Consider the following 25,733-nt stretch of genomic DNA (forward strand, 5'->3'; position numbering starts at 1 on the left):
GCGATGGAAACCTTCTTCTCCTCCGGCCTCGTCGTCGATGCGATCGCGGCGCTGATGCTCGTGGAGGGCATCGCCCTCTTTCTGTGGCGCCGGCGCACGGGGCGGGGCATCGCCCCGCTCGATCTTCTCGCCAATCTCGCCGCCGGGCTCTTCCTGCTTCTGGCGCTGCGCGCCGCGCTCACCGGGGCCGGCTGGCCGGCGGTCGCGCTCTTTCTCGCCCTTGGCGGTCTCGCCCATGTCGCCGATATGATGCGGCGCTGGCAGACTTAGCGTTTCGTTGACTTGCGGGACCCGTCGCCGCTAAAGCGCAGCGAAAGAAAGGTCCCTCCATTGTCCGACAAAATCAGAATCGGCGTCCTCGGCGCCTCCGGCTACACCGGCGCCGACCTCGTCCGGCTCGCCGCCCGGCATGCCGGGGTCGAGATCGTGGCGCTCACCGCCAACACCCATGCCGGCAAGGAAATGGGCGAGGTGTTTCCGCATCTTTCGCTCCTCGATCTGCCGAAGCTGACGAAGTGGGAAGATATCGACTGGACGGGTCTCGACGCCGTCTTCTGCGGTCTGCCGCACGGCACCACGCAGGAGATCACGGCGGCCGTCCTGAAGGCCAATCCGGCCGCGCGCATCATCGACATGTCGGCCGATTTCCGCCTGCGCGACGGGGCGACCTATGCCGAATGGTACGGCCACGAGCATCGGGCGCCGGAACTGCAGGAGGAGGCGGTCTACGGCCTCACCGAGCATTACCGGGCGCTCATCGCCGATGCGCGGCTCATCGCCTGTCCGGGCTGCTATCCGACGGCGGTGCTCATGGCGCTCCTGCCGCTGGTGCGCGAGGGCCTGGTGGATGCGAACGATCTCGTCATCGACGCGAAGTCGGGCGTCACGGGCGCCGGCCGCGGCCTCAAGCAGAACACGCTCTTTGCCGAGGCCGGGGAGGGGCTCTCGCCCTATTCCGTCGGAAAGCACCGCCACGCGCCGGAGATCGAGCAGGAGCTCGGCGCCGCGGCGGGCGGCAGGCTCACCGTCAACTTCACCCCGCATCTCATCCCCATGAGCCGGGGCGAGCTGGTCACCTGCTATGTGCGCCTTGCGGAAGGGGCGAGCGCCGACGACCTGCGCCAGCGGCTGGTGGAGGATTACGCCGCCGAGCATTTCGTCAAGGTGGTGCCGGCGGGCGTCGTCCCGCAGACGCAGAATGTGCGCGGCTCCAACTATGTGCAGATCGGTGTCTTCCCCGATCGCATTTCCGGCCGCGCCATCGTCGTCGCCGTCATCGACAACCTGGTGAAGGGCTCGGCCGGCCAGGCGCTGCAGAACATGAACGTGGCCTTCGGCCTTCCCGAGAGCGAAGGCCTCCTGCAGCTGCCGCTCTTCCCCTAGGCTGGAATCGAAACGGGCCCCGCGGGGCCCGTTTCTGGATATATCGTTCTGGCCGGGCGCTTGCCCCGTCCTGGAGGCCCGCTCCGTCCTAGAGAAACGAGCGCCGCTGCCACCAGCCGACGCGCTTCGGCCGGTTCGGATCTTCCTCCTCGGCGGCCTCCGGCTCCTTCGCCGGCTCCTCGGCTTCGCTCGCGGCCGCCTCTTCCGGCTCTGCCTGGCCGTTGCCGCTTTCGCCCCGCGCCTCGGCGGCTTCGGCGGGCTTTGCATCTTCCGCCTGGCTGGCTTCGGCGGCCGCCTCGGGCTGCCTTTCTTCCTCGGCGGGCGCCTTCTCCGCTTCGGCTGTCTCGGCTTCGGCCGTTTCGGCCTCTGCGACGGGCTCTTCTCTCGCCTCTGCCGCCTTCTCTTCCTCGGCGGGCTCGGCTTCGGCCGGCTTTTCGGAGGCTTCCGGCGAAGGCGAGGGCACGTTCTCGGCGATTTCCACCGCCTCGGCCGTCACGGCCGGCTGCGTCTCGCCGCGGTCGGGCCCGTTGCGCTCTGCGCGATCGTTATCCTGGTCGTCCCGGTCCCCGTCGCGGTCGTCCCCGTCTCCGTCGCTGTCGCGCTCATTGTCGTCGGAGCCGTCCTCGCCGTCGTTGGCGCGGCTCTCGTTGTCGTTGTCGCGGTTGCGGCCCCGCCGTCTTCCGCCGCGCCTGCCGCGCCGGCGCTTCTTGCGCGGGGTTTCCTCGCCGCTGTCGTCGTCCTCGCCGCGCGCTTCGCGGTTTTCCCCGCTCTCGCTGCTCTCGGCGCCTTCATCCTCGCTGTCGGTCGTGGTTTCGGCCTCGGCCTCCACGCGCTCCCGGTCGCGCTCGCCGCGGCGCGGCCGGCGGCGGCGTCTTCCGCGCCGCGAGCCTTCCCCGCTCTCGCCGCTCTCCTCGTCGGCTTCCTCGCGCTGCGGTGCGGCGCGCTCTTCCTCTTCCTCGAAATCGGAGACGTCGAGCATCGCCACGGCGGCCGAGCGCTGCTGCGGCTGCGCCTCGGAGCTGTCGGCCTTTTCGATGATGAAGCCGGAAGTGGCGCCCGGCGCATCGCCGTTCACCGTGATGAAGACGCCGAAGCGCTGTTCCAGCTCGGCGAGATGGATGCGCTTCTGGTTGAGCACATAGAGCGACACGTCCGGCCGGGTGGAGATGACCAGGTTGCGGCTCCTGTCCTGCAACAGGTGCTCCTCGGCCATCCGCAGGATCTGCAGGGCGAGCGAGGCGACCGAACGGACCTGGCCGGTGCCGTGGCAGACATGGCAGAGCGAGGTGGAGCTTTCCACGACGCCGGTCCTCAGGCGCTGGCGCGACATCTCCATCAGGCCGAAATGCGAGATTCGGCCCAGCTGGATGCGCGCCCGGTCGAAGCGCAGGCAGTCCTTCAGCTTGCGTTCGACGGCGCGGTTGTTGCGCTTCTCCTCCATATCGATGAAGTCGATGACGATGAGGCCGGCCAGATCGCGCAGGCGAAGCTGGCGGGCGACCTCCTCGGAGGCTTCAAGGTTGGTGCGGAGCGCCGTGTCCTCGATCGAATGCTCGCGCGTGGAGCGTCCCGAATTGACGTCGATGGCGACGAGCGCCTCGGTCTGGTTGATGACGATGTAGCCGCCGGACTTCAGCGTCACCTGCGGCACGAACATCGCCTCGAGCTGCTTTTCCACGCTGTAGCGTGAGAAGAGCGGTGCCGTCTCGCGGTACGGCTGGACGTTCTTGGCATGGCTCGGCATGAGCATGCGCATGAAGTCCTTGGCCTCGCGGTAGGCTTCCTCGCCGGCGACCGTGACCTGGTCGATCTCGCGCGAATAGAGGTCCCGGATGGAGCGTTTGACGAGGCTGCCTTCCTCGTAGACCAGCGTCGGCGCGGCCGATTGCAGCGTCAGCTCGCGCACATTCTCCCACAGGCGCAGAAGATATTCGAAGTCGCGCTTGATCTCGGTCTTGGTGCGCGAGGCGCCGGCGGTGCGCAGGATGACGCCCATGGAGGAGGGAACCTCCAGCTCCTGCGCCACGGCCTTCAGCCGCTTGCGGTCGGACGGGTCGGTGATCTTGCGCGAGATGCCGCCGCCGCGCCCGGTATTGGGCATGAGAACGGAGTAGCGGCCGGCGAGCGACAGATAGGTGGTGAGCGCCGCGCCCTTGTTGCCGCGCTCCTCCTTGACGACCTGCACCAGCAGCACCTGCCGGCGCTTTATGACTTCCTGGATCTTGTACTGGCGCGGGCGCGAGCGGCGCCGCTCGGGCACCTCTTCCATCGCGTCTTCGGCGCCGACGCTCTCGACGCTGTCGTTCTCGCCTTCCTCGCCGTCGCCGCTATCCTCCTCGGCCTCGGCGGCCGCGGATTTTTCCGCCGCATGGGAACGCGCTTCGGCTTCCTCGTCGGCGCCATGGTCGTCGTCGGCTTCTTCGGCCAGAAGGGCCTGCCGGTCGGCGAAGGGGATCTGGTAATAGTCCGGGTGGATTTCCGAAAAGGCGAGGAAACCGTGGCGGTTGCCGCCGTAATCGACGAAAGCGGCCTGCAGCGAGGGTTCGACCCTCGTCACCTTGGCTAGGTAGATATTGCCTCTGAGCTGCCGTCTTTCCGCTGATTCGAAATCGAATTCTTCAACTTTGTCCCCGCGCAGCACGACGACCCGGGTCTCTTCCGGGTGGGCCGCGTCGATGAGCATCTTGTTCGACATGGTGAGTGACTCCGCCCCTTGCCGGATACGCGGAAGGCGAAAATGCTCGTCGCGTTCGGCCGGGACCGTATGAGAAAGAAGAAATGAGAGGCGCCAGGGAAGCTCGCCGCGGTCGCTTCTGCAGTCCGCTCGTGCGGTGCACGAGCGGGGGGATCAACTGCTCAGCGTTGCGGGCGCGGTCACCCATGGCCTGCCTTTCGCAAGTTCCGGCGGATTTTCGCCGCCTGTGACCAGCCGGTTTCCGACTGGTCCGTCTTCGCCCCCGATCGGTTCGGCAAGAGGGCCGTTACTGGGAAGAAACGCCACACCGATGACAGATGGGGAAGAATCCGTCATCCTCCTATTATAAACGAGCTCGGTCCGATTCAAGAGAACACTGCGGCTCAATGAAGCAAAAGCCGGTGAGACCGCCTTGGCCTCGCCACATCCTTCGGCAAGGAAGCGGCGCTTCACGATGATGGCAGACAAGGATTGATGGTTCGCTTCCTGGCGCTCCTCGCCGCGCTTTTCTGGCTTTTCGCCCCCCCGGCGCTGGCCGCCTCCACGACCGTTTCGCAGATTCGCGTCGTCGGCGACGGTGCGCGCACGCGCATCATGATCGATCTTTCGGGCGAGCCGACCTTTCACATTCTCAAGCTGGACGCGCCCTACAGGCTGGTCGTGGACCTTCCGCAGACGGATTTCGAGGCCGCCGCCGCCCAGGAAGCGGCCGCCGGCCTGATCGCCGATTACCGATTCGGCCAGATCGCCCCCGGCAAGGGCCGCATCGTCCTCGACCTCACCGGACCGGTGAAGGTGGAAAAATCCTACATCCTGCCGGCGGTCGGCGATCAGCCGGGCAGGCTCGTCCTCGATCTCGTCCCCTCCGAGCGCGACGCCTTCCTGCAGGACGCCGCCTCCATGACCATCCGTGCGGCACGCGGCACGGAGGGAGAGGGCGCTGACGCGGAAGCGGCCACGCTCGCCTCGCTCGACCAGCCCGCTGACGCGGAACGTCGCAAGCCCGTCGTGGTGGTCGATGCCGGCCATGGCGGCATCGATTCGGGCGCGCGCAGCAAGGACGGCGTGCTGGAGAAGGACATCACGCTGCGCTTTGCCAGGGCGCTGGCGGATGCGCTGGCCGAGGACGGCAAGACGGAGCCGGTGCTGACGCGCGACAGCGATGTCTTCCTGTCGCTGCGCGAGCGGGTGGAGATGGCCCGCGAGCAGGGGGCGGCGCTGTTCATTTCCATCCACGCCGACATCGTCCCGCAGGACTATGTGCGCGGTGCTACCGTCTACACGCTCTCCGAAGAGGCCTCCGACATCCTGGCCGCCGGTCTTGCGGCGCGCGAGAACCGCGCCGACATTCTGGCCGGGCTCGCTTTGGAGGATCAGCCGGACGAGGTCGCCAACATTTTGTTCGACCTCGCCCGCCGCGAAACCCGCAATCTTTCCATGCGGTTCGCTTCCTCTCTCGTCTCCGACCTCGGGGCGGCGATGACGCTGAACAAGAAGCCGCGCCGCGGTGCCGCCTTCCGCGTTCTGAAGGCGCCGGACGTGCCGTCCGTGCTGCTCGAGCTCGGATATTTGTCGAACGAGCTTGATGAAAAGCTCCTGAAGTCGGATGAATGGCAGGACCGAGCGACGCATGCCATCGCGCAATCGGTGGAAGAATATCTCGCCTTGCCGGGCGTTGCCCGGCGCTGATAGGTCGAGCGGCCCCGTGGCGCATCGGCGACAGCGGCGAGCGAGAAGAAGGGCGAATGGCTGCGATGCGTGCGCTCGCCTCAGTTTCATCACAAAACTGGAAGAAGCGGAAACTCCGCTTTTCCGGCAATCTGCAAGAAGATAGGGCGCTTCTTTCATGCTTCTGCGCTTGATCGGTTACATCTTCGGTATCGGAGCGCTCCTGGCGCTCTGCGTGGCGGCCGTCGCCGGCTTCCTGCTGCATCGCTACAGCCAGGACCTGCCGGACTACGATGTCCTGGCCAAATACGAGCCGCCGGTGATGAGCCGCATTCACGCCTCCGACGGCCAGCTCGTGGCCGAATATGCGCGTCAGCGGCGCCTTTATCTGCCCATCCAGGCCGTGCCGGATCTCGTCAAGGCCGCCTATCTCTCGGCCGAGGACAAGAATTTCTACTCCCATCCGGGCATCGACGTGGAAGGCATCGGTCGGGCGCTCCTCGCCAATCTGAAGAGCGGCGGCGCCAAGCTGCAGGGCGCCTCCACCATCACCCAGCAGGTCGCCAAGAACTTCCTTCTGTCGAACGAGCGCACCTACGAGCGCAAGATCAAGGAAGCGCTGCTGTCGCTGCGCATCGAGCAGGCCTATTCCAAGGACCGCATCTTCGAGCTCTATCTCAACGAGATCTATCTCGGCCTCGGCTCCTATGGCATCGCCGCCGCGGCGCTCAACTACTTCGACAAATCCGTCAACGAGCTGACGCTGGCCGAGGCGGCCTATCTGGCGGCCCTGCCGAAGGCGCCGGAGAACTACAATCCCTTCCGCGACACGGACCGCGCCATCGACCGCCGCAACTGGGTCATCGACCAGATGCTGGAGAACGGCTACATCCGCGCCGCCGACGCCGAGACCGCCAAGGCCCAGCCGCTCGGCGTCAATCCGCGCCCGCGCGGCAATTATCTCGCCGCCTCGGAGTATTTCGCCGAGGAGGTGCGTCGCCGCCTCGTCGACATGTACGGCGCCGACAAGCTCTATGAGGGCGGCCTTTCGGTCCGCACCACGCTCGACCCGCAGCTGCAGGTGCTGGCCCGCGCCGCGCTGCAGAACGGCCTCGTCGCCTTCGACGAGAAGCGCGGCTATCGCGGCCCGGTCGATCGCATCGACATTTCCGGCGACTGGGGCGCCGAGCTCGGCAAGGTCTCGGGCATGTCCGACGTGCCGGAATGGCATCTCGCCGTCGTTCTGGCCGTCGATGACGGCGAGGCCGATATCGGCCTGGAGCCCTCGCGCCTCGTCTCCGGCAAGCTCTCCGACGAGCGCACCACCGGCACCATCCCGCTCTCCGAGATGAAATGGGCCAAGAGCAGCCTGCGCCGTGTTGGCGACGTCCTCAATGCGGGCGACGTCGTCTTCGTGGAGAAGGTCAAGGACAAGGACGGCGTCTACCGTCTGCGCCAGGCGCCGAAGATCCAGGGCGCCCTCGTCGCCATGGATCCCTATACCGGCCGCGTGCGCGCCATGGTCGGCGGCTTTTCCTTCGACGAGACCAAGTTCAACCGCGCCACGCAGGCCTATCGCCAGCCCGGCTCCTCCTTCAAGCCCTTCGTCTACGCCACCGCCCTCGACAACGGCTACACGCCGTCCTCCGTCATCATGGACGCGCCGATCGAGATCGAGGCCAACGGCAAGATCTGGCGCCCGCAGAACTATTCCAACAAGTACTACGGCCCCTCCACGCTGCGCATCGGCATCGAGCATTCGCGCAACGTCATGACCGTGCGCCTGGCGCAGGATATGGGCATGCCGCTGGTGGCCGAATATGCCGAGCGCTTCGGCATCTACGATGACCTGAAGCCCTATCTGCCGATGGCGCTGGGCGCCGGCGAGACGACGGTGCTGCGCCTTGCCACCGCCTATGCGACGATCGCCAATGGCGGGCGCAAGATCAACGCCACGCTGATCGACCGCATCCAGGACCGCTACGGCCACACCATCTACAAGCACGACCAGCGCGAATGCCTCGGCTGCCAGGCCGATGACTGGCACGGCCAGGGCGAGCCCGAGCTCGTCGACCAGCGCGAGCAGATCCTCGATCCGCTGACCGCCTACCAGATCACCTCCATGATGGAGGGCGTCGTCCAGCGCGGCACCGCGACCCGCGTCCAGGCCGTCGGCAAGCCGATCGCCGGCAAGACCGGCACCACCAACGAGGAGAAGGACGCCTGGTTCATGGGCTTCTCGCCCGATCTCGTCGTCGGCGTCTTCGTCGGCTACGACCAGCCCAAGCCCATGGGCCGCGGCATGACGGGCGGCCATGTGGCGGCGCCGATCTTCACCGATTTCATGAAGGTGGCGCTGCGCGACGAGCCGGCCAAGCCCTTCCAGGTGCCGCCCGGCATCCAACTGATCCCGATCGATGCGCGCACCGGCCTCAGGGCCTCCGGCGCCGAGGGCGAGAAGGTCATCATGGAGGCCTTCAAGCCGGGCACCGCTCCGCCCTCCAGCTACTCCATCATCGGCTACCAGGATTCCATGGGCCAGCCGCTGACGGTGACGCCCGAGGCCGACCGCGCCATTGCAACGGGCACGGGCGGGCTTTACTAGCCCCCAGACGAACGACCGGCCGGGCCGGGGCGGGCCGAAGGCTCCTCCGGCGCTCGCGCCGGTCATGCCACACGCACGTTCCATGCGAGGAGAATATGCGCGCCGAACTCGAAGCCATGGTCGACGAGATCAGGGAAGCCGTGACCCTGATAAGGAGGCATCTTTGACTGGGATACGGCAGAAAGGCGCCTCGGCGAGCTGAACGCCAAGGTCGAGGATCCGACCCTTTGGGACGATCCGCCGGCCGCCCAGAAGGTCATGCGCGAGCGCCAGCGGCTGGAAGGCTCGCTCGGCGCGGTGCGTGATCTGGAGGGCTCCCTCACAGACACCATCGACCTCATCGAGCTTGCCGAGGAAGAGGAGGACCAGACCGTCCTCCAGGAGGCCGAGAAGGCGCTGAGGGCGCTCCATCACGACGCCCAGCGGCGCCAGGTGGAAGCGCTCCTTTCCGGCGAGGCCGATCATTCCGACGCCTATCTGGAAGTGCATGCGGGCGCCGGCGGCACGGAGAGCCAGGATTGGGCCGCCATGCTCCAGCGCATGTATACGCGCTGGGCCGAGCGTGCCGGCTTTTCCGCCGAGCTGATCTCCCATACCGACGGCGAAGAGGCGGGCATCAAGTCGGCCACGCTCCTCGTCAAGGGCGAGAACGCCTATGGCTGGCTGAAGACCGAATCGGGCGTGCACCGGCTGGTGCGCATCTCGCCCTTCGACAGCCAGGCGCGGCGGCACACCTCCTTCTCCTCCGTCTGGGTCTATCCGGTCGTCGACGACAACATCGAGATCGATATCCAGGACAAGGATATCCGCATCGACACCTATCGCTCTTCGGGTGCCGGCGGCCAGCACGTCAACACGACCGATTCGGCGGTGCGCATCACCCACTTGCCGACCGGCATCGTGGTGACCTCCTCGGAAAAGTCGCAGCACCAGAACCGCGCCAACGCCATGAAGGCGCTGAAGTCGCGGCTCTACGAGATGGAGCTGAAGAAGCGCGAGGAAGCGATCCAGGAATCGCACGAGGCGAAGTCGGAGATCGGCTGGGGCCACCAGATCCGTTCCTATGTCCTGCAGCCCTATCAGCTGGTGAAGGATATGCGGACCGGCGTCGAGCACACCACGCCCTCAGAGGTCCTCGACGGCGACCTCGACCGCTTCATGGAAGCGGCGCTCGCCGAAAGGCTGGGCAGCGGCGAAGACAACGAAGAGGCGGCCGAATAGGCCGCCTTCTTTATCGCGCCGGATGTGATGCGTCAGATGCGGGCCGTCAGATGTCCCGGCTCGCCCGCAGGAACGGATTGGGATTGACCGCCCGGTCGCCGCGCCGCGTCTCGTAATGCAGATGCGGCCCGGTGGAGCGCCCGGTCGAGCCGACGCGGCCGACGACCTGGCCGGCCACGATCGTGTCGCCGACCTTCACGTCGATGCGCGAAAGGTGCCCGTAGCGCGTCGAGATGCCGTGCGCATGCTCGATCTCCACCATGCGGCCGTAGCCGCCGTTCCAGCCCGCCTCCACGACGCGCCCGGCGGCCGTCGCCCGCACCGGCGAACCGGTCGGGGCGCGGAAGTCGACGCCTGAATGCAGCGCCGGTCGTCCGAGGAAGGGATCGGTCCGGTAGCCGAAGCCCGAAGAGCGCGGCGCCTCGATCGGCCGTCCGAGCGGCAGGCTCGCAAGGCGCGTGCGCATGGTGCGCAGGTCTTCGAGCTGTGCGTCGATCGCGTCGATCGTCTCCACGAAGGCGAGACCCTGCAGGGCGTTGTCGGGCTCGGCGGGAATGAAGGGGCCGCCGGTCGCCTCTCCGGCGCGGGCCGATTCGGGAACCAGCGAGGAAAAGCCGATATCGTTGAGCGCGCTCCTGAGGCGGGCGGTCTCCTGCAGCGAAGCCGCCACGAGCGCCTCGGCCACCTCCGACTGCGCCTGCAGCGTGCCTTTCAGGTGGCCGTCCATCTGCTTCAGCACGGGTCGCATCCTGGCCTCGCCGAGGGCGCTGACGCGCTCGTGCTTGCCGACGGCGGAAGCGGGCTTGGCCGAAGCGGGCATGGCGCTGCCCCCACCGCCGATGTTGCGACCACCGATGATGCTGCCGGTAATGATGTCGGCCTGCGATGGCGCATCGGGCGCGTAGGAGAGGGCGTGGCTCGCCGGTCCGTCGGCCTCCGGTGCATCCTCGCTCACCGCGGGCCCGTCGGGGCGCGGCTTGGGCATGTCGATAGTCGAGGAGACGAGCGGCAGGCCGGCCTCGCGGGCACGGTCGAGCACCTGATCGAGCAGCTCCTGGCGCCTCAGAAGCGCCTGCTGCCGGTCGGAAAGGCTGGCGACCTGCTCCTCGATGGACTGGGCCTCGACCAGATGCTTGCTGGTGACGCGGTCGATTTCGGCGCGCAGCCGGCTGATCCGGTCCTCGTAGGCGTATTGCATGTCCACCTGCCGGGAGACCGCGGCGTCCATCAGGTCGTCGCGGTAGATGAGGTATCCGGTCGCCCCGACATAGCCGAGGCCGAACATGATGAAGACGGCGAGGAGGGAGCCGAAGAGCCAGGGACGGAAGGCATAGGCTTTCACCTTTCCGTTCCGGGCTATGATCAGCCGGGGGGGCTCCCGGCGGCGTCCGAAGGAAGGCTGCTTGGGCTGGGAAGAGAGCATCGTCGCGGCTTGCGAACCTGTTGTGTGGATGGTTCGCAGCCTTGCAAATTGTGGTTAACGTCTGGTTTCGGCGATGGCTCGAAAGTCGGAATTCTCAGCCCGAACTCGCCATCATCCGCGCCGCTTCCAGAACGTCCTCCACATGCCCGGGCACTTTGACCTTGCGCCAGACGCGCGCGATCACGCCCTCGCGGTCGATGAGGAAGGTGGAGCGCTCCACGCCCATGTACTTCTTGCCGTACATGGATTTCTCCACCCAGACGCCATAGGCCTCGCACACCTTCCTGTCCTCGTCCGAGCCGATGATGATGGCGAGGTCGTGCTTGGCCTTGAACTTGTCGTGGCTCGCCGCGCTGTCGGGAGAAATGCCGACGATCTTCGTCTCTGTGCGGCTGAACTCCTCGCTGTGCTGGGAAAAAGAGATCGCCTCCTTGGTGCAGCCGCTTGTATCGTCCTTGGGATAGAAATAGACGACGACCGGGTGACCGAGTTCCGAGCTTAGCGAGAAGCTTCCACCTCCGTCGGTAGGCAGGACGAATTCCGGGGCCTTGTCGCCGACATCGGGCGCATTCTTCATCGCGTCATCCTTTCGTCTTCTTTGCTGAGCACGGAGAGGGATTGGCCATGTGCCGCTCCGCCAATCCGCCTACGATATGCCACCGCTTCGGGCCGAGCGGGTCCTGAGCCGGGAGGAGAAGCTGTCCGAGAAGGCCAAGTCAACCGGCGAAAGCCCGGCGAGTAAGGCCGATAGACCTGCCGGGCGCTCGCGTCGGCCTGTCCTGCGCTCTCTCTTCACCGTCGTGGCCGTCGTCTTCCTCGTGCTGGCGGCGGGCACAGGCGCGCTGTTCTGGAGCTTGAGCGGGGAGGGGATCGGCTCCGGCTGGCTCGGCGGGCGGATCGAGGCCGAACTGCGCCATCGCCTCCCGCACGGCGCCGAGGTGGAGATCGGCAAGGCGCGCGCCTATTGGGAAGCTGGCAGCGGCATCGTGCTGGAGGGCAGCGATGTCTCCTTCAGCTTCGGTCCGGCGGTGAAGGTCACCGCCCGATCGGTCGCCATCACCTCGCCGCTGCCCGGCTTCGGGCGCGACTGGATTCGCCCGGAGCGGGTGCGCGTCTCCCAGGTGGCGGTCACCATCGACCCCCCCGAGGCTGCCGATTCCCCCTCGCGTGCGGCGCGGCTGCGCTCCTTCGCGCGCGGCTTCGCACAGGGCTTCGTGGAGGCCGACACGGCGATGCGCGAGGTCGGCTTCCGCAATTTCGAGGTCAGGGACATCGAGGTCAGGCTGCCGAACTCGGCTCTTTCCTCCTTCGGCGGCAAGATCACCGAGTTCAGCTGGCAGCCCTTCGGCGCGGACCGCAGCAAGCTGTGGCTGCAGGCAAGTGCCGCGGGCGGCTTCTGGACCCTGACGGTGGAACGCAATCGCGAGGATGCGGCTGACATCGTCGAGGTAAGTCTCGCCGACCTGCCGCTCGGGGCGCTGGCGCCGACCCTGACCAACCCGCAGACGCCGCAGAGCTACGACGGCACCCTGCAGCTTCGCACCGCCTTGCGCCTTGAGGGCAAGACCGTGCAGGCCGTCGGCGAGGTGGGCCTCAGCCCCGGCCTGGTCGTCATCGACGAGGACGGCCGTTTCATCCTGCAGCGAGGCCAGCTCGATTTCGCCCTTCCGCCGCACGGCGACCGGATCCTGATCAACCGCGCCTTCGCCGCGACGTCGGCCGGCAATTTTCGCATCGCCGGCGTGCTCGATCTGCCGGCGGAGGAGGAACCCGTCCGGCTGAGGGCGCGCATGCCCGAAGGCATTCTGTTCGGCCCGAACGGCACGCGCCAGCCGCTGCGCGGCGACTTCGCCCTCGCACTCGACGCCGCCGGCAACCTTTCGGTCGACCGGGCGACGGTGTCATCGCCCGAAGGCGCCGTCAGCATCCTCGGCGGCTGGAAGCGTAGCGGCGATTCGCCCGGACTCGCGCTCGCCCTCTCGGGGACGGAGATGTCGACGGCCTTCCTGAGCGCGCTCTGGCCGAGCTTCATCGCACCGGGCGCCATCGAGTGGCTGCGTGCCAACGTGAAGGAGGGCATGGTCGGACCGGCGACCCTGCAGATCGCCCTGCCTCCGGACCATCTCGGCCCCCGGGGCAAGGACAAGGTGCTGCCGCCCTATGCGCTGTCGGGCACGGTACCCTTCAAGGACGCCCGCTTCACGCCGACGCCCGAACTGCCGGAGGTGAAGGGCGCCAGCGGCACCATACAGCTGGCCGATGCGACGGCGACCGTCTCCATCGCTTCCGCCGAGATCGGGGCCGGTTCCTATCCCTCGCTCTCCGGCGCCGGGTCGCTCTTCGTCGTGCCGGAGCTGGGCGGCAAGGGCGCGGTCGGCGACCTGACTTTGCGTCTTGTCGGTCCGGTCGATGGGCTTGCGGCGCTTTCCAACGCAGGCCCGCTCGATGTTGCCGAGCAGCAGGGCGTCATTCCCTCCGAGCTGTCCGGCAAGGCCGAGCTCTCGCTGATCGCCTCCATCCCACTGTCGAAGAACGCCTCGCTCCTTTCCGTCGTGCCCCAGTTCCAGCTCGCCCTCTCCGATTTTTCCAGTTCCGGAAAGATCCAGGAGCGGAGCGTCACCGACGGAAACCTGTCGCTCAGCGGCACGCCGGACGATTACCGCGTGCAGGGCAAGGCCCGCCTCGACGGTATCGAGGCGACGCTCGACATGACCGCCGGAACGGGCAAGGGGGCGAGCGACGTCGCCCTCGTCCTCGACGGTGCGGCTCGCAAGCGGCTCGGCATCGATACCGGCGAATACCTCTCCGGGCCCGTCACGGCCTCGGTCTCGCGCACGGAAGACGGCGCCGACCTCATCAGCCTCGATCTCACCCAGGCGCGCGTGCGCTTTCCCTCGCTCTCCTGGGAGAAGGGCCCGGGCGTTGGCGCGAGGGCGGAGTTCCGCATGGTGGAGACGGACAAGGGCCGACAGATCCGCGAGCTCTCCGTCATGGGCGAGGGCTTTCATGCTGCCGGCTCCTTGACGATCGACGAGAAGGGCAACCTCGGCAATCTCGAGCTGACCGATGTGGCGCTGCGGCCGGGCGACGACTTTTCGGTGAAGGCCTCGTCCAGCGGCGGGGGGCTCGATGTCAGCGTCACCGGCAAGCAGCTCGACGCGCGCGGTCTCGTGCGCACGCTCAAGGAAAATGAGAGCGGCTCGCAGGGCGACATGCTGCCGATGAAGCTGAAGATCGACGTGGCACAGGTGAAGGGCGAGAACGGCATCGTCGCCCACAGGGTCGCAGGCTCCGCCGACGTGCGGGCCGGCCGGCTCCACGCGCTGCGGCTGAATGCGATCGTCGGGGCGGGCTCGCTCGAATGGATCATCTCCGAGGACGCCAATGCGCGCGAGCAGGTGGCCAATGCCGGCGACGCCGGCGCCGTGCTGCAGTTCGCCGACCTCTATTCGCGTGTGCGCGGCGGCCGCCTGCTTCTGTCGATGAAGGGTCCGCCGGGTGGCGAGCAGGCGGGAGGCGAGGTCGTGGTCCACGACTTCCGCATCGTGGAGGAAACGACGCTGGCGGAGGCCGTCCGCCCTGTCACCCGCTCCAATACAAGGGCGCGCGAGGAGATCTTCGACAAGATCGATACCAACGACATCGGCTTTTCCAAGCTGCGCATTCCCTTCGCCTTGTCGAAGGGGGTCGTCACCATCGATGAAGCCTATCTGCGCGGTCCTATTCTCGGCGCCACGGCGAGCGGCACGATCAACCTGACGGACAGCAAGATCGCGCTCTCGGGCACCTTCATTCCCGCCTTCGGCATCAACAACCTTGCCGGCTCGATCCCGATCTTCGGCCAGATCCTCGGTGGCGGCCACAATGGCGGCCTCGTCGGGGTGACCTTCAAGCTCTACGGCCCGCTCGACAATCCGGTCTCGGAGATGAACCTGATGTCGGCGATCGCGCCGGGCATTTTCAGGCGGATTTTCGAGTACCGCTGAGAAGGCGGCGGCGCGCCCGTCTGAGGACGTGCCGTTTCGCCTCGCTAGCGCTCGTAGCCTTCCTCCTCCTAGGAGGCGCGCAGCAGGGCGTGGCGCTTGCGTCCGCTGGAGAGCTTGATCGCGCCGTCTTCGCCGAGGTCGGCAAGGCCGAGCACGGCGCGCTCGTCGCTGACCGCCGCGTCGTTGACCTTGACGCCCCCGCCGCGGATGAGGCGCCGCACTTCGCCGTTGGAGCCTGCGAGCCCTGCTTTCACGAAGGCGGCCAGCACGCCGATCCCTGCTTCCAGCTCCGCCCGGGGCACCTCGACGGTCGGCAGCGCCTCGCCGCTCTCGCCGGCCTCGAAGGTGCGCCGCGCCGTGTCGCCGGCCGCCAGCGCCGCCTCGCGCCCGTGCAGGAGGGCCGTCGCCTCCGTCGCCAGCACCTTCTTCGCCTCGTTGATCTCCGAGCCGCCGAGCGCCTCCAGCCGGGCGATCTCGTCCATCGGCAGGATGGTGAAGAGCTTCAGGAAGCGCCCGACATCGGCGTCGGCGGCGTTGCGCCAGAACTGCCAGTACTCGTAGGCCGAAAGCATCTCCGGATTGAGCCAGACGGCGCCCTCGGCCGTTTTGCCCATCTTCGCGCCCGTCGCCGTCGTCAGGAGCGGCGTCGTCAGCGCGAACATCTCCACCTGCTCCAGCCGCCGGCCGAGATCGACGCCGGAGACGATGTTGCCCCACTGGTCGGAGCCGCCCATCTGCAGGCGCACGCCGTGGCGGCGGTAGAGCTCCACGAAGTCATAGGCCTGCAGGACCATGTAGTTGAATTCCAGGAAGGAGAGGTGGTGCTCCCGCTCCAGCCGCAGCCGCACCGAATCGCGCTGGATCATCTGGTTGACGGAAAAGTGCCGGCCCACCTCGCGCAGCACGTCGATCCAGTTGAGGGTGAGCAGCCATTCGGCGTTGTCCGGCATCAGCGCGTCGTTGCCCTCCTCACCGAAGCGCAGCAGCCCCGCAAAGGCCTTGCGGATGCCCGCCTTGTTGGTGTCGATCTCTTCCGGCGAGAGGATGCGCCGGCTCTCGTCCTTGCCCGACGGATCGCCGATCCGGGTCGTGCCGCCGCCCATCAGCGCCACCGGCCGGTGCCCCGTCTGCTGCAGCCAGTGCAGCATCATGATCTGCACCAGGCTGCCGGCATGCAGGCTCGGCGCCGTGCAGTCGAAGCCGATATAGGCGCTCACCATCTCCTTCGACAGGAGCGCGTCGAGCCCCTCCGGGTCGGAGATCTGGTGGATGAAGCCCCGCTCCTGGAGCGTGTGGAGGAAGTCGGATTTGAAGCTGGACATGGGATCTGCGGGCCGGATGATGATATGCGGGGGCTCCCTTAGCACCAAGGAGCCCGGAGAGCGAAGACAGTGGCGAAAATTCTGACCGCCCTCGGCGTCATCAGCGGCACCTCCATGGACGGCGTCGACGTGGCGCTCGTCAAGACCGACGGCCGCGCCATCGAGGAGATCGGCCCCGCCGCCACCCTGCCGCTCGCCGAGGCGGACCGGGCTCTCCTCAGGCGCGCCATGGCCGCCGCCCGGCGCGACGGGGGCGCGCGCGCCGATCCGGCGATCGCCGAGGCCGAGGAAGCCGTCACCCGCGCCCACGAGGCGGCGATCCGCCGCTACCTGTCGGAGGCCGGCATGCCGCTGGCGATGCTCGACATCGTCGGCTTTCACGGCCAGACCGTCTTTCACGCGCCCGAGCGCGGCGTCACCCTCCAGCTCGGCGACGGCGAGGGGCTCGCCCGCCGCCTCGGCCGGCCCGTCGCCTGGGATTTCCGCAGCGCCGATGTCGCGGCGGGCGGCGAGGGCGCGCCGCTGGTGCCCGTCTACCACCAGGCCCTCGCCACGCGCCTTTCCCGCAGCCTGCCGGTCGCCTTCCTCAATCTCGGCGGCGTCGGCAATCTCACCTTCGTCGGCGAGGACGGCGCGCTCATCGCCTTCGATACGGGCCCGGCCAACGCGCCCATCGACGACCTCCTCTCCGAGCGCCTCGGCAAGGGCTACGACGAGGACGGCGCCCTGACCGCCAGGGGCGCGCCGCGCCGCGATCTCGTCGACGGCTGGCTGCGCCATGCCTATTTCGCCCGTCCGGCGCCCAAATCGCTCGACCGCGACGGCTTCGATCTCTCCGCGGCCAAGGCGCTTTCGACCGAGGATGCGGCCGCCACGCTCGCCGCCTTCTCGGCCGCGGCCGTCGCCAGGGGCGCGGAGCTATTTCCCGTCATGCCGGCGCTCTTCGTCGTCTGCGGCGGCGGGCGTCGCAATGGCGGGCTGATGCGCCTCCTCGCCGAGGCCCTGGCGCCGGCCGAGGTCGCGCCGGCGGAGGATTTCGGCCTCGATGGCGATGCGATCGAGGCGCAGGCCTTCGCCTTCCTCGCCGCGCGCGTCGAAGCCGGCCTGCCGCTTACCTGTCCCGGCACCACCGGCGTGCGCCGGCCGCTCCCCGGTGGCCGCGTCAGCCGGCCCGCCATGGCCGGTTAACCTCGGCGAAAACCTTTGCATGCAAGATTGATGCCCATAGGTGAATTTGGGCCAGCTGCGTATGCGTATGATAAAGCTGCCGTTTTCGGGGAAGTCGAAGGCGCCTGAGAAGACGGAAGAGGAACGGACCGCCGAGGAAAGGGCGCAGGCGCGCCTCGCCGCAGTGTCCGGCAAGTCGTCCGGCAAGTCGTCCGGCAAGTCGTCCGGCAAGTCGTCCGGCAAGTCGTCCGGCAAGTCCGCCGGTCATGCCGACGTCGCCGCCCAATCCGAGGCATCCACTCCGGGCGATGACGTCTGGGATCAGCCGGGCATCGATGCGCCGGAGAACCCGCCGGCGCTTGCCGACATTCATGATGCCGATCCCGAGCTGCCCGACGAGATCCTCCCGGAAGAGCCGGAAGAGGAGACCCGGCGCGGCAAGAAGAAGGCCCCGAAGCTTCGGCGCAAGCGCCGCACGACGGAAGGCGATCGCGCCATCTCCGTTCTCGTCCTCGTCGTCGGCCTGTGCACCGCCATCGCCACGGCCTCGCTGGTCTACTATCAGGCCGAAAGGCTCTTTGAGGCCAACGCCCGCAGCCAGGCGGTCGAACGTGCGCGCTTCCTGGCCGGCAGCCTGTCCGGCACGCCCATCGGCAGGGGTGAGCTTCCCGAAAGCCAGGAAACGGCGCTCAGAAGCGTCCTTTCCATGGAAGACGTCTTCCGCGTCGAGCTTCGCGACCGGAGCGGCGACACTGTTCGGGTGCTGCGCGCGGACGAAGACATGGCCGACCCGCAGCCGCTCGAGGATCCTGCCGCCAGGGCCTATGTCGAGGGCGCCGATGCCGGCGAACCCTTCTGGAGATCTTTCTCGACCGACGGCACGCGCCTGCCGGCCTTCTATAGCGAGACGCTGCTGCCGGTCGCGGGCGCGGGCGGCGAGCCCTCCGGCTTCCTGGCGCTCTTCGTCGACCAGACGGCGCAGCGCGATGTCTTCTGGCAGTGGCTGACCGGCATTGTCGGCATCATCCTCACCATGGCGATGGTGGGCTTTTCCATCCCCGCCGTCAGCCTGCTCCTGCGCACCAAGCAGAAGCGCGACGTGGCCGAGCGCCTCGCCTATGTCAGCGACCACGATACGCTGACGTCGCTGTCGAACCGCGACCAGTTCATGCAGACGCTGGAAGGCGAGATACGGCGCCATACGGAGCAGGGCCAGCGCCTGGCGCTCCACTATATCGACATCGACCGCTTCAAGGAGATCAATGACACGCACGGCCATATGGCGGGCGACGAGTTCCTGAAGCAGGTGGCCGAGCGGCTGCGCGACCTTGTCGACAAGCCCGAGCATGTCGCCCGTCTCGGCGGCGACGAATACGCCGTGATCCAGACGCAGGCCGGCGGCGTCAAATACGCCGAGATCCACGGGCGGCGGATCGGTTCTGTGCTGAACGGCCTCTATCGCCTCGGCGAGGCGGAGGAGGAGGTGGTCGCCAGCGCTTCCATCGGCATCGCGGTCTCTCCGGAGCATGGCGACACGGCCATCGAGCTTCTGAAGAACGCCGACCTCGCGCTCAACAAGGTCAAGGCTGGCGGCCGGAACGACGTCGCCGTCTTCACCTCCGAGCTGACCTCCTCGATGCAGGGCCGTCTGGAGATGCAGGCGATCCTGCGCCGCGCCTTCCGCGAAAAATGGTTCGTCCTTTACTTTCAGCCGCAATACGATCTGAACACCCGCCGGCTGACCGGCTTCGAGGCACTTTTGCGCCTCAAGCATCCCGAGCGCGGCGTCGTCTCACCGGCCGAGTTCATTCCGGTCGCGGAGGAGACGGGACTGATCGAGCCGCTCGGCGAATGGATCATGCGCGAGGCCTGCCGCACCGCCAGCCTGTGGCCGGAAACCCTGTCGCTCGCCGTCAATCTGTCGCCGGCGCAGTTCAAGAAGGGCAACCTGCCGAACCTCATCAAGACGACGCTGCGGGCGAGCGGCATGAAGCCGGAGCGTCTCGAGGTGGAGATCACCGAGGGTCTGCTCCTGGAAAGCTCCAACCGCGTCCTGTCGCAGCTGCGCGAGATCAAGAAGCTCGGCGTCGGCCTGGTGATGGACGATTTCGGCACGGGCTATTCCAGCCTGTCCTATCTGTGGCGCTTCGCCTTCGACGGCATCAAGATCGATCGCTCCTTCGTCCACGGCGTGGGCGCGGGCCGGCATGTGGAGCGGCTCCTGCGCTCCATCGTCATGCTCGGCAAGTCGCTCAATCTGAAGGTCATCGCCGAGGGCGTGGAAAGCGCCGAGCAGGCCCATTTCCTGCTCACCAACGATTGCGCCCACGTCCAGGGCTTCCTCTTCGGATGGCCGGTCCCCAAGGAGGAAGTGCCGGCCATCATCGCCAAGGATATCCGCGTCGGCACGCGCGAGGCGCAGAAGCGCTCCAAGGCGAAGGCTGCCGAAGCCCAGGCGCCCGCCACCAAGGCGCCCACCGCCGAGGCGCCCGCGGATGGCGCGGCGCAGCGCCAGACCCGCGCGGCCTGAGGATACGGCAGGCGGGCGGCAGGGCCGCCCGCTTCGACAAAAGGCTTTAGGCTTCCACCTCGGCGAGCCGGCGTTCCAGATAGCCCGTGCAGCTGCCGATCAGGTCGTCCACCTGGCCCTCGAAGAAGTGGTTGGCACCCTTCACGGTTTCCTGCTCGATCACGATGCCCTTCTGCGACTTCAGCTTGTCGACCAGCGTCTGGACCGCCTCCGGCGGTGCCACCCGGTCGGCCTCGCCGTGGATGATCAGGCCCGAGGAAGGGCAGGGGGCGAGGAAGGAAAAATCGTAGATGTTCGGCTGCGGGGCGATCGACATGAAGCCCTCCGCTTCCGGCCGGCGCATCAGGAGCTGCATCCCGATCCAGGCGCCGAAGGAAAAGCCGGCGATCCACACGCCGCGCGCATCCGGATGCATCGTCTGGACCCAGTCGAGCGCCGCTGCGGCGTCCGAGAGCTCGCCGACCCCGTGGTCGAAATAGCCCTGGCTCCTTCCGACCCCGCGGAAATTGAAGCGCAGGGCGGTGAAGCCGCGCTCCTGGAACATGTAGAAGAGACGGTAGACGATCTGGTTGTTCATCGTGCCGCCGAAGCGCGGATGCGGATGCAGCACGATTCCGATCGGCGCCGTCTTGGACTTGCCCGGCTGGTAGCGCCCTTCAAGGCGTCCGTCAGGACCGGGGAAAATGACCTCTGGCATGGTTATATGACTCTCGTCGGGAGGATTCTTGACACGGCCGCGGCCCCTCCCTACAAACTAGTTTGGAACTATTCAAAAGAGTGACGTGTGGCCACCGCCGTGGCGGGCCGGTATCTAAACACTATGTGTTCGGGCCGGTGCAAGGACAAAGCGGTGTGCCGTCAGGGGCAGGCATGAGGCGCGACAGGACCTATCTGGACGCGAATGCGACGGAGCCGCTGCGCCCCGACGCGCGAGCTGCCATGCTCGCCGCCCTCGACTTTCCGGGCAACGCCTCCTCGGTCCATGAAGAAGGGCGACACGCCAAGGCGTTGATCGACGGCGCGCGCGAGGAGGTGGCCGCCCTTGTCGGGGCCGTTTCCGCCAATGTCGCCTTTGTCGGCAATGCGACAGAGGCCGCGAACTGGGCTCTGACGCCCCGGGATCCCGACGAGCGCCTTTATGTGAGCGCGGTCGAGCATCCCTGCGTCATCGCCGGCGGGAGCTTTTCGCGCGACAGAATCCGCCAGGTCCCGGTCGATCCGCGCGGCGTCGTCGACCTTGCCGCGCTTTCGTCGATGCTCGCTGCGGATCGGGAGGAGGGCGGGCTCCCGCGCCTTGCGCTGATGCTCGCCAACAACGAGACCGGCGTGCTTCAGCCGGTCGCCGAAGCGGCCGCGATCGTCCATGAATTTGGCGGCCTTATCGTTTGCGACGCGGTGCAGGCCGGCGGCCGGATACCGGTTTCGCTTCCCTCTCTCGGGGCCGATCTCCTGCTTCTTTCCTCGCACAAGATCGGCGGCCCGCAGGGCGCCGGGGCGCTTGTCGCCGCCCGCGAGGATCTCTTCCCCGTTCCCCTGATGAAGGGAGGCGGACAGGAGAAGCGCCGCCGCGCCGGGACCGAAAACCTGCCCGCTATAGTCGGATTTGGTGTTGCAGCGCGCGAGGCGATGCACCATCTGGCGGAGAGGAACCGGATCGCGATGCTTCGGGACCGTCTCGAGGTGGGACTGCGCTCCGCCGGAATTGGCACGATCTTTGCCGGTGAAGGCGTTGAGAGGCTTCCCAACACCGTTCTTTTTGCGGTGCCCGGCGTCGCGAGCGAGACAGCCGTGATTGCCTTCGATCTGGAGGGCGTCAGTGTGTCCTCCGGCTCGGCGTGCTCGTCAGGCAAAGTGGCGGAAAGCCATGTGCTGACGGCCATGGGCTTCCCGGCCGGCGCGGGCATCAGGGTCAGCTTGCCGTGGGATGTCGCCGAGGCGGACATCGACCGGTTTCTTGACGTCTGGCGGGCGATCCATCATCGGATGGTTCCGGGCCGGGCGGCTTGAGAACAACAAAGGAGAACTGAATGCCAGCCGTTCAGGAGACCATCGAGCAGGTCAAGGAAATTGACGTCGACAAGTACAAGTACGGCTTCGAGACGTTCATCGAATCCGACCGCGCTCCCAAGGGGCTCGACGAGAGCACCGTCCGCTTCATCTCGGCCAAGAAGGGCGAGCCGGAGTGGATGACCGAATGGCGCCTTCAGGCCTTTGAGCGCTGGCTCACCATGAAGGAGCCGAGCTGGGCGCGGGTGAAGTACCCGAAGATCGACTATCAGGACCTCTATTACTATTCGGCCCCCAAATCGATGAGCGGCCCGAACTCGCTCGACGAGGTCGATCCGGAGATCCTGCGCACCTACGAAAAGCTCGGCATTCCCCTGCGGGAACAGGAGATTCTCGCCGGCGTTCGTCCGGCCGTGGAGGCCGCCGATTCCGACGCCGATTCCGACGATGATTCCGATGCGCCTGCCGCGGAGGGAACCCGCCAGGTTGCCGTCGACGCCGTCTTCGATTCCGTTTCCGTCGCCACGACCTTCAAGAAGGAGCTCGCCAAGGCCGGCGTCATCTTCATGCCGATCTCCGAGGCGATCCGCGAATATCCGGACCTCGTGAGGAAGTATCTCGGCTCGGTCGTGCCGATCACCGACAATTTCTTCGCCACGCTCAATTCGGCGGTCTTTTCCGACGGTTCCTTCGTCTACGTGCCGAAGGGCGTGCGCTGCCCGATGGAGCTGTCCACCTATTTCCGCATCAACGAGCGCAATACCGGCCAGTTCGAGCGCACCCTCATCATCGCCGACGAGGGCTCTTACGTCTCCTATCTGGAAGGCTGCACGGCGCCGATGCGCGACGAGAACCAGCTCCACGCCGCGGTCGTCGAGCTCATCGCGCTCGACGATGCGGAGATCAAGTACTCCACCGTCCAGAACTGGTATCCGGGCGACAAGGAGGGCAAGGGCGGCGTCTACAACTTCGTGACGAAGCGCGGCGATTGCCGCGGAAAGAACTCCAAGATCTCCTGGACACAGGTGGAGACGGGCTCCGCCATCACCTGGAAGTACCCGTCCTGCATCCTGCGCGGCGACAATTCGGAGGGCGAGTTCTATTCCATCGCCATCTCCAACGGCCACCAGCAGATCGATTCCGGCACCAAGATGATCCATCTCGGCAAGAACACGAAGAGCCGGATCATCTCCAAGGGCATCTCCGCGGGCCTGTCGAACAACACCTATCGGGGCCTCGTCTCGGCGCATCGCAAGGCGTCGGGCGCGCGCAACTTCACCCAGTGCGATTCGCTCCTCATCGGCGGCAAATGCGGCGCCCACACCGTGCCCTACATCGAATCGAAGAACGCCTCGGCGGTGTTCGAGCACGAGGCGACGACCTCGAAGATCTCCGACGATCAGATGTTCTACTGCCTGCAGCGCGGCATGAGCGAGGAGGAGGCGGTGGCGCTCATCGTCAACGGCTTTGCCCGTGAGGTCATCCAGAAGCTCCCGATGGAGTTCATGGCCGAGACGCAGCGCCTGATCGGCATCTCGCTGGAAGGCAGCGTCGGCTAGTCCGGCGCGCCCGGTCAGGGCGAAAAACTGAAGCATTTCCGGGCACTGCGCCCGACAACGGAATCAGAACGGGAACGAGTCAAACGATGCTCGAGATCGACAATTTGCACGCCAAGGTGGCGGAAGACGACACCGAGATCCTGCGCGGTCTCTCCCTCAAGGTCGGCCCCGGCGAGGTCCATGCCATCATGGGGCCGAACGGCTCCGGCAAGTCGACCCTCTCCTACATCCTCGCCGGCAAGGAGGATTACGACGTCACCGACGGCTCGATCACCTACAAGGGCGAGGACCTTCTGGAGATGGAGCCGGACGAGCGCGCCGCGGCCGGCGTGTTCCTGGCCTTCCAGTACCCGATCGAGATCCCCGGCGTCGGCACAATGACCTTCCTGAAGACGGCCATGAACGCCCAGCGCCGGGCGCGCGGCGAGCCGGAGCTGACGACGCCCGATTTCATGCGCCAGGTCCGCGAGCTGGCCGGTGCGCTCAACATCACGCCAGACATGCTCAAGCGTCCCTTGAACGTGGGCTTTTCCGGCGGCGAGAAGAAGCGCAACGAGATCCTGCAGATGGCGCTCCTGGCGCCCTCGCTCTGCGTCATGGACGAGACCGATTCCGGCCTCGACATCGATGCGCTCAGGATCGTCGCCGACGGCGTCAACCGCATGCGCTCGCCGGAGCGTTCCATCATCGTCATCACCCACTACCAGCGCCTGCTGGAATACATCGTCCCGGACCATGTGCACGTCATGTCGCGCGGCCGCATCGTGAAGTCCGGCGGACGCGAACTGGCGCTGGAGCTGGAGGAGAACGGCTACGCCGAATACGTGGAGGCGGCATGATGGCCGGGGCCGAACGCACACGCACGCGCACCCGCGCCGAGGAGGCGCTGGCGAGAAACTTCGCCGCGCTCGCCTCCGACGATGCCGTCCACGAGATGCGCTCGCAGGCTTTCGACGCCTTCATGGAGAAGGGCCTGCCGCATCGCCGCGTCGAGGACTGGAAGTACACCGATCTGCGCGCCCTGATGAGCGACGCGCCGCCGCCGGCATCGCCCGCCTCTCCGCAGGCGGCTGAGGAGGCGCTCGCCCGCGCCGATGTCTTCGCCGGCATCGATCGCGCCCGCATCGTCTTCGTCAACGGCCAGTTCCTGCCGGCTCTTTCGGATCTGAAGGGGCTGGAGGAGGACGTCGAATTCGCCTCCTTCGGTCGCTTCCTGGCCGGCGGCGGCGCCCTGTTGGTTGCCACGGATCAGGCAGACGAAGCGGAGGCTCCGGTCCTTGCGCTGAACGGCGCATTCGTCACCGACGGCGCCGTCCTCCGCATTCGGGAGGGGGCGAAGCTCGCGCGGCCGCTGGAGATCGTCACCGTCTACGCCGGCGCCGAGCCGGGCCTGCAGACGCTTCGCCACCAGGTGAGCGTCGGCGACGGCGCCGAGGCGGTCATCCTGCAATCCTATGTCGGCCCCGACGACGTCGCCTACCACACCAACGCCGTCACCGATGTGCGGATCGGCAAGGGCGCGAAGGTGAAGTGGGTGAAGGCGCAGGAGGAGGGCAACAAGGCCGTCCATCTCGGCCTCGACCTGCCGCGCGTCGATGCGGACGCCGTCTTCGACCCGTTCCTGTTTGCCGCGGGCAGCGCCGTGGCGCGCGCCGAGATCCGCCTCATCTTCGACGGGGAGGGGGCCAGCGCCGGCATTCGCGGCGCCACCATCGCCCGCGGCCGCCAGCATCTCGACACGACGCTGATCGTCGACCACGCAGTGCCGGAGTGCACCAGCCAGGAATTCTTCAAGGCGGCGATCGACGACGAGGCGAAGGGTGTCTTCCAGGGCCGTATCAATGTCTGGCGCGACGCCCAGAAGACCGAAGGCAAGATGATGAGCCAGGCGCTGCTCCTCTCTGAGAGCGCCGAATTCGACAACAAGCCGGAGCTGGAGATCTTCGCCGACGACGTCGTTTGCGGCCATGGCGCCACCTGCGGCCAGATCGACGAGGAGATGCTTTTCTTCATGCGCTCGCGCGGCGTGCCCATGGAGGAGGCGGAGCGGCTTCTCGTCCACGCCTTCCTGGCGGAAGCCATCGAGGAGATCGCCGACGAGGATGTCATCGAGGCGCTGGAGGCGCGCACGCGCCGCTGGCTCTCTCTCGCAAGCGAGGTCCGCTGA

At 67.0% G+C, this 25,733-nt stretch carries 18 protein-coding genes; 12 read left to right on the top strand and 6 right to left on the bottom strand.

Annotation, left to right across the window (positions count from 1 at the left end; genetic code table 11):
* Positions 1 to 3 precede the first annotated feature (3 nt).
* Positions 4 to 270: a hypothetical protein gene (locus CLD20_RS02975; protein WP_224405114.1), complete on the top strand. Its 267-nt coding sequence runs from the start codon at positions 4 to 6 to the stop codon at positions 268 to 270.
* Positions 271 to 330: 60 nt separating this feature from the next.
* Positions 331 to 1,383 carry an N-acetyl-gamma-glutamyl-phosphate reductase gene (gene argC, locus CLD20_RS02980; protein ID WP_224405115.1) on the top strand — a complete coding sequence of 351 codons (1,053 nt, stop codon included), beginning with the start codon at positions 331 to 333 and terminating at the stop codon, positions 1,381 to 1,383.
* Between the two features lie 88 nt (positions 1,384 to 1,471).
* Here argC and CLD20_RS02985 read toward each other — a convergent pair whose 3' ends face one another.
* Together CLD20_RS02985 and CLD20_RS02990 are read right to left on the bottom strand one after the other, a co-directional pair.
* Entirely contained in the window at positions 1,472 to 4,078 is a 2,607-nt protein-coding gene (locus tag CLD20_RS02985) for a ribonuclease E/G (protein ID WP_224405116.1), read from the bottom strand.
* A 153-nt stretch (positions 4,079 to 4,231) separates the two neighbouring features.
* Positions 4,232 to 4,546 carry a hypothetical protein gene (locus tag CLD20_RS02990; protein WP_224405117.1) on the bottom strand — a complete coding sequence of 105 codons (315 nt, stop codon included), beginning with the start codon at positions 4,544 to 4,546 and terminating at the stop codon, positions 4,232 to 4,234.
* A 6-nt stretch (positions 4,547 to 4,552) separates the two neighbouring features.
* Between CLD20_RS02990 and CLD20_RS02995 the strand changes: the two genes are divergently transcribed.
* The 3 genes from CLD20_RS02995 (at position 4,553) to prfB (ending at position 9,572) form a co-directional block, all read left to right on the top strand.
* Positions 4,553 to 5,767, top strand: a complete 1,215-nt coding sequence (locus CLD20_RS02995) for an N-acetylmuramoyl-L-alanine amidase (RefSeq protein ID WP_224405118.1) — start codon at positions 4,553 to 4,555, stop codon at positions 5,765 to 5,767.
* A gap of 157 nt (positions 5,768 to 5,924) precedes the next feature.
* Positions 5,925 to 8,351, top strand: a complete 2,427-nt coding sequence (locus tag CLD20_RS03000; protein ID WP_224405119.1) for a penicillin-binding protein 1A — start codon at positions 5,925 to 5,927, stop codon at positions 8,349 to 8,351.
* A gap of 95 nt (positions 8,352 to 8,446) precedes the next feature.
* Positions 8,447 to 9,572 (top strand): peptide chain release factor 2 gene (prfB, locus tag CLD20_RS03005; protein ID WP_224405120.1). Its coding sequence is split into 2 segments (ribosomal slippage): positions 8,447 to 8,515 and positions 8,517 to 9,572, totalling 1,125 coding nucleotides; the frame shifts between segments, so codons are not numbered across the junction.
* 46 nt (positions 9,573 to 9,618) lie between these two features.
* Here prfB and CLD20_RS20345 read toward each other — a convergent pair.
* Both CLD20_RS20345 and CLD20_RS03015 read right to left on the bottom strand, forming a co-directional pair.
* Entirely contained in the window at positions 9,619 to 10,914 is a 1,296-nt protein-coding gene (locus CLD20_RS20345) for a M23 family metallopeptidase (RefSeq protein WP_224405121.1), read from the bottom strand.
* A gap of 175 nt (positions 10,915 to 11,089) precedes the next feature.
* The gene (locus tag CLD20_RS03015) at positions 11,090 to 11,572 is read right to left on the bottom strand and encodes a peroxiredoxin (protein ID WP_224405122.1); all 483 of its coding nucleotides are present in this window, start codon (positions 11,570 to 11,572) and stop codon (positions 11,090 to 11,092) included.
* 76 nt (positions 11,573 to 11,648) lie between these two features.
* On the opposite strand from CLD20_RS03015, the gene CLD20_RS03020 reads away from it, so the two are divergent.
* Entirely contained in the window at positions 11,649 to 14,981 is a 3,333-nt protein-coding gene (locus CLD20_RS03020) for an AsmA-like C-terminal domain-containing protein (RefSeq protein WP_224405123.1), read from the top strand.
* Positions 14,982 to 15,049: 68 nt separating this feature from the next.
* On the opposite strand, the gene tyrS is transcribed toward CLD20_RS03020, so the two are convergent.
* Positions 15,050 to 16,303 carry a tyrosine--tRNA ligase gene (gene tyrS, locus CLD20_RS03025; protein ID WP_224405124.1) on the bottom strand — a complete coding sequence of 418 codons (1,254 nt, stop codon included), beginning with the start codon at positions 16,301 to 16,303 and terminating at the stop codon, positions 15,050 to 15,052.
* A 69-nt stretch (positions 16,304 to 16,372) separates the two neighbouring features.
* On the opposite strand from tyrS, the gene CLD20_RS03030 reads away from it, so the two are divergent.
* Positions 16,373 to 17,491, top strand: a complete 1,119-nt coding sequence (locus tag CLD20_RS03030) for an anhydro-N-acetylmuramic acid kinase (RefSeq protein ID WP_370636786.1) — start codon at positions 16,373 to 16,375, stop codon at positions 17,489 to 17,491.
* Positions 17,492 to 17,552: 61 nt separating this feature from the next.
* Positions 17,553 to 20,000, top strand: coding sequence for a bifunctional diguanylate cyclase/phosphodiesterase (locus CLD20_RS03035; protein WP_224405125.1), 2,448 nt, complete (start codon positions 17,553 to 17,555; stop codon positions 19,998 to 20,000).
* A 46-nt stretch (positions 20,001 to 20,046) separates the two neighbouring features.
* Here the strand turns inward: CLD20_RS03035 and CLD20_RS03040 are convergent, their stop codons facing one another.
* On the bottom strand, positions 20,047 to 20,697 hold the full coding sequence (locus tag CLD20_RS03040; protein WP_224405126.1) for an alpha/beta hydrolase: 651 nt from the start codon (positions 20,695 to 20,697) through the stop codon (positions 20,047 to 20,049).
* A gap of 173 nt (positions 20,698 to 20,870) precedes the next feature.
* On the opposite strand from CLD20_RS03040, the gene CLD20_RS03045 reads away from it, so the two are divergent.
* The 4 genes from CLD20_RS03045 to sufD all read left to right on the top strand — a co-directional run bounded on the left by CLD20_RS03045 (position 20,871) and on the right by sufD (position 25,733).
* The gene (locus CLD20_RS03045) at positions 20,871 to 22,007 is read left to right on the top strand and encodes a cysteine desulfurase family protein (RefSeq protein WP_224405127.1); all 1,137 of its coding nucleotides are present in this window, start codon (positions 20,871 to 20,873) and stop codon (positions 22,005 to 22,007) included.
* A 20-nt stretch (positions 22,008 to 22,027) separates the two neighbouring features.
* Positions 22,028 to 23,566 (top strand): Fe-S cluster assembly protein SufB, encoded by a 1,539-nt coding sequence (sufB, locus tag CLD20_RS03050; RefSeq protein ID WP_224405128.1) that lies wholly within the window; start codon positions 22,028 to 22,030, stop codon positions 23,564 to 23,566.
* An 86-nt stretch (positions 23,567 to 23,652) separates the two neighbouring features.
* The gene (gene sufC / locus CLD20_RS03055) at positions 23,653 to 24,405 is read left to right on the top strand and encodes a Fe-S cluster assembly ATPase SufC (RefSeq protein ID WP_224405129.1); all 753 of its coding nucleotides are present in this window, start codon (positions 23,653 to 23,655) and stop codon (positions 24,403 to 24,405) included.
* Entirely contained in the window at positions 24,405 to 25,733 is a 1,329-nt protein-coding gene (gene sufD / locus CLD20_RS03060) for a Fe-S cluster assembly protein SufD (protein WP_224405130.1), read from the top strand. Before sufC ends, sufD begins: the two co-directional genes overlap by 1 nt.

Origin of the sequence: Afifella sp. IM 167 (genome assembly GCF_020144925.1) — a bacterium.
Lineage (GTDB): Bacteria > Pseudomonadota > Alphaproteobacteria > Rhizobiales > Afifellaceae > Afifella.

What these genes read in the sequence shown, in the direction of transcription:
- CLD20_RS02975 (WP_224405114.1), top strand. Translation starts at nt 4, where the DNA reads ATGGAAACCTTCTTCTCCTCCGGCCTCGTCGTCGATGCGATCGCGGCG.
- CLD20_RS02985 (WP_224405116.1), bottom strand. Translation starts at nt 4,078, where the DNA reads ATGTCGAACAAGATGCTCATCGACGCGGCCCACCCGGAAGAGACCCGG.
- CLD20_RS02995 (WP_224405118.1), top strand. Translation starts at nt 4,553, where the DNA reads ATGGTTCGCTTCCTGGCGCTCCTCGCCGCGCTTTTCTGGCTTTTCGCC.
- CLD20_RS03000 (WP_224405119.1), top strand. Translation starts at nt 5,925, where the DNA reads ATGCTTCTGCGCTTGATCGGTTACATCTTCGGTATCGGAGCGCTCCTG.
- CLD20_RS03015 (WP_224405122.1), bottom strand. Translation starts at nt 11,572, where the DNA reads ATGAAGAATGCGCCCGATGTCGGCGACAAGGCCCCGGAATTCGTCCTG.
- CLD20_RS03020 (WP_224405123.1), top strand. Translation starts at nt 11,649, where the DNA reads ATGCCACCGCTTCGGGCCGAGCGGGTCCTGAGCCGGGAGGAGAAGCTG.
- tyrS (WP_224405124.1), bottom strand. Translation starts at nt 16,303, where the DNA reads ATGTCCAGCTTCAAATCCGACTTCCTCCACACGCTCCAGGAGCGGGGC.
- CLD20_RS03035 (WP_224405125.1), top strand. Translation starts at nt 17,553, where the DNA reads ATGCGTATGATAAAGCTGCCGTTTTCGGGGAAGTCGAAGGCGCCTGAG.
- CLD20_RS03040 (WP_224405126.1), bottom strand. Translation starts at nt 20,697, where the DNA reads ATGCCAGAGGTCATTTTCCCCGGTCCTGACGGACGCCTTGAAGGGCGC.
- CLD20_RS03045 (WP_224405127.1), top strand. Translation starts at nt 20,871, where the DNA reads ATGAGGCGCGACAGGACCTATCTGGACGCGAATGCGACGGAGCCGCTG.
- sufB (WP_224405128.1), top strand. Translation starts at nt 22,028, where the DNA reads ATGCCAGCCGTTCAGGAGACCATCGAGCAGGTCAAGGAAATTGACGTC.
- sufC (WP_224405129.1), top strand. Translation starts at nt 23,653, where the DNA reads ATGCTCGAGATCGACAATTTGCACGCCAAGGTGGCGGAAGACGACACC.
- sufD (WP_224405130.1), top strand. Translation starts at nt 24,405, where the DNA reads ATGGCCGGGGCCGAACGCACACGCACGCGCACCCGCGCCGAGGAGGCG.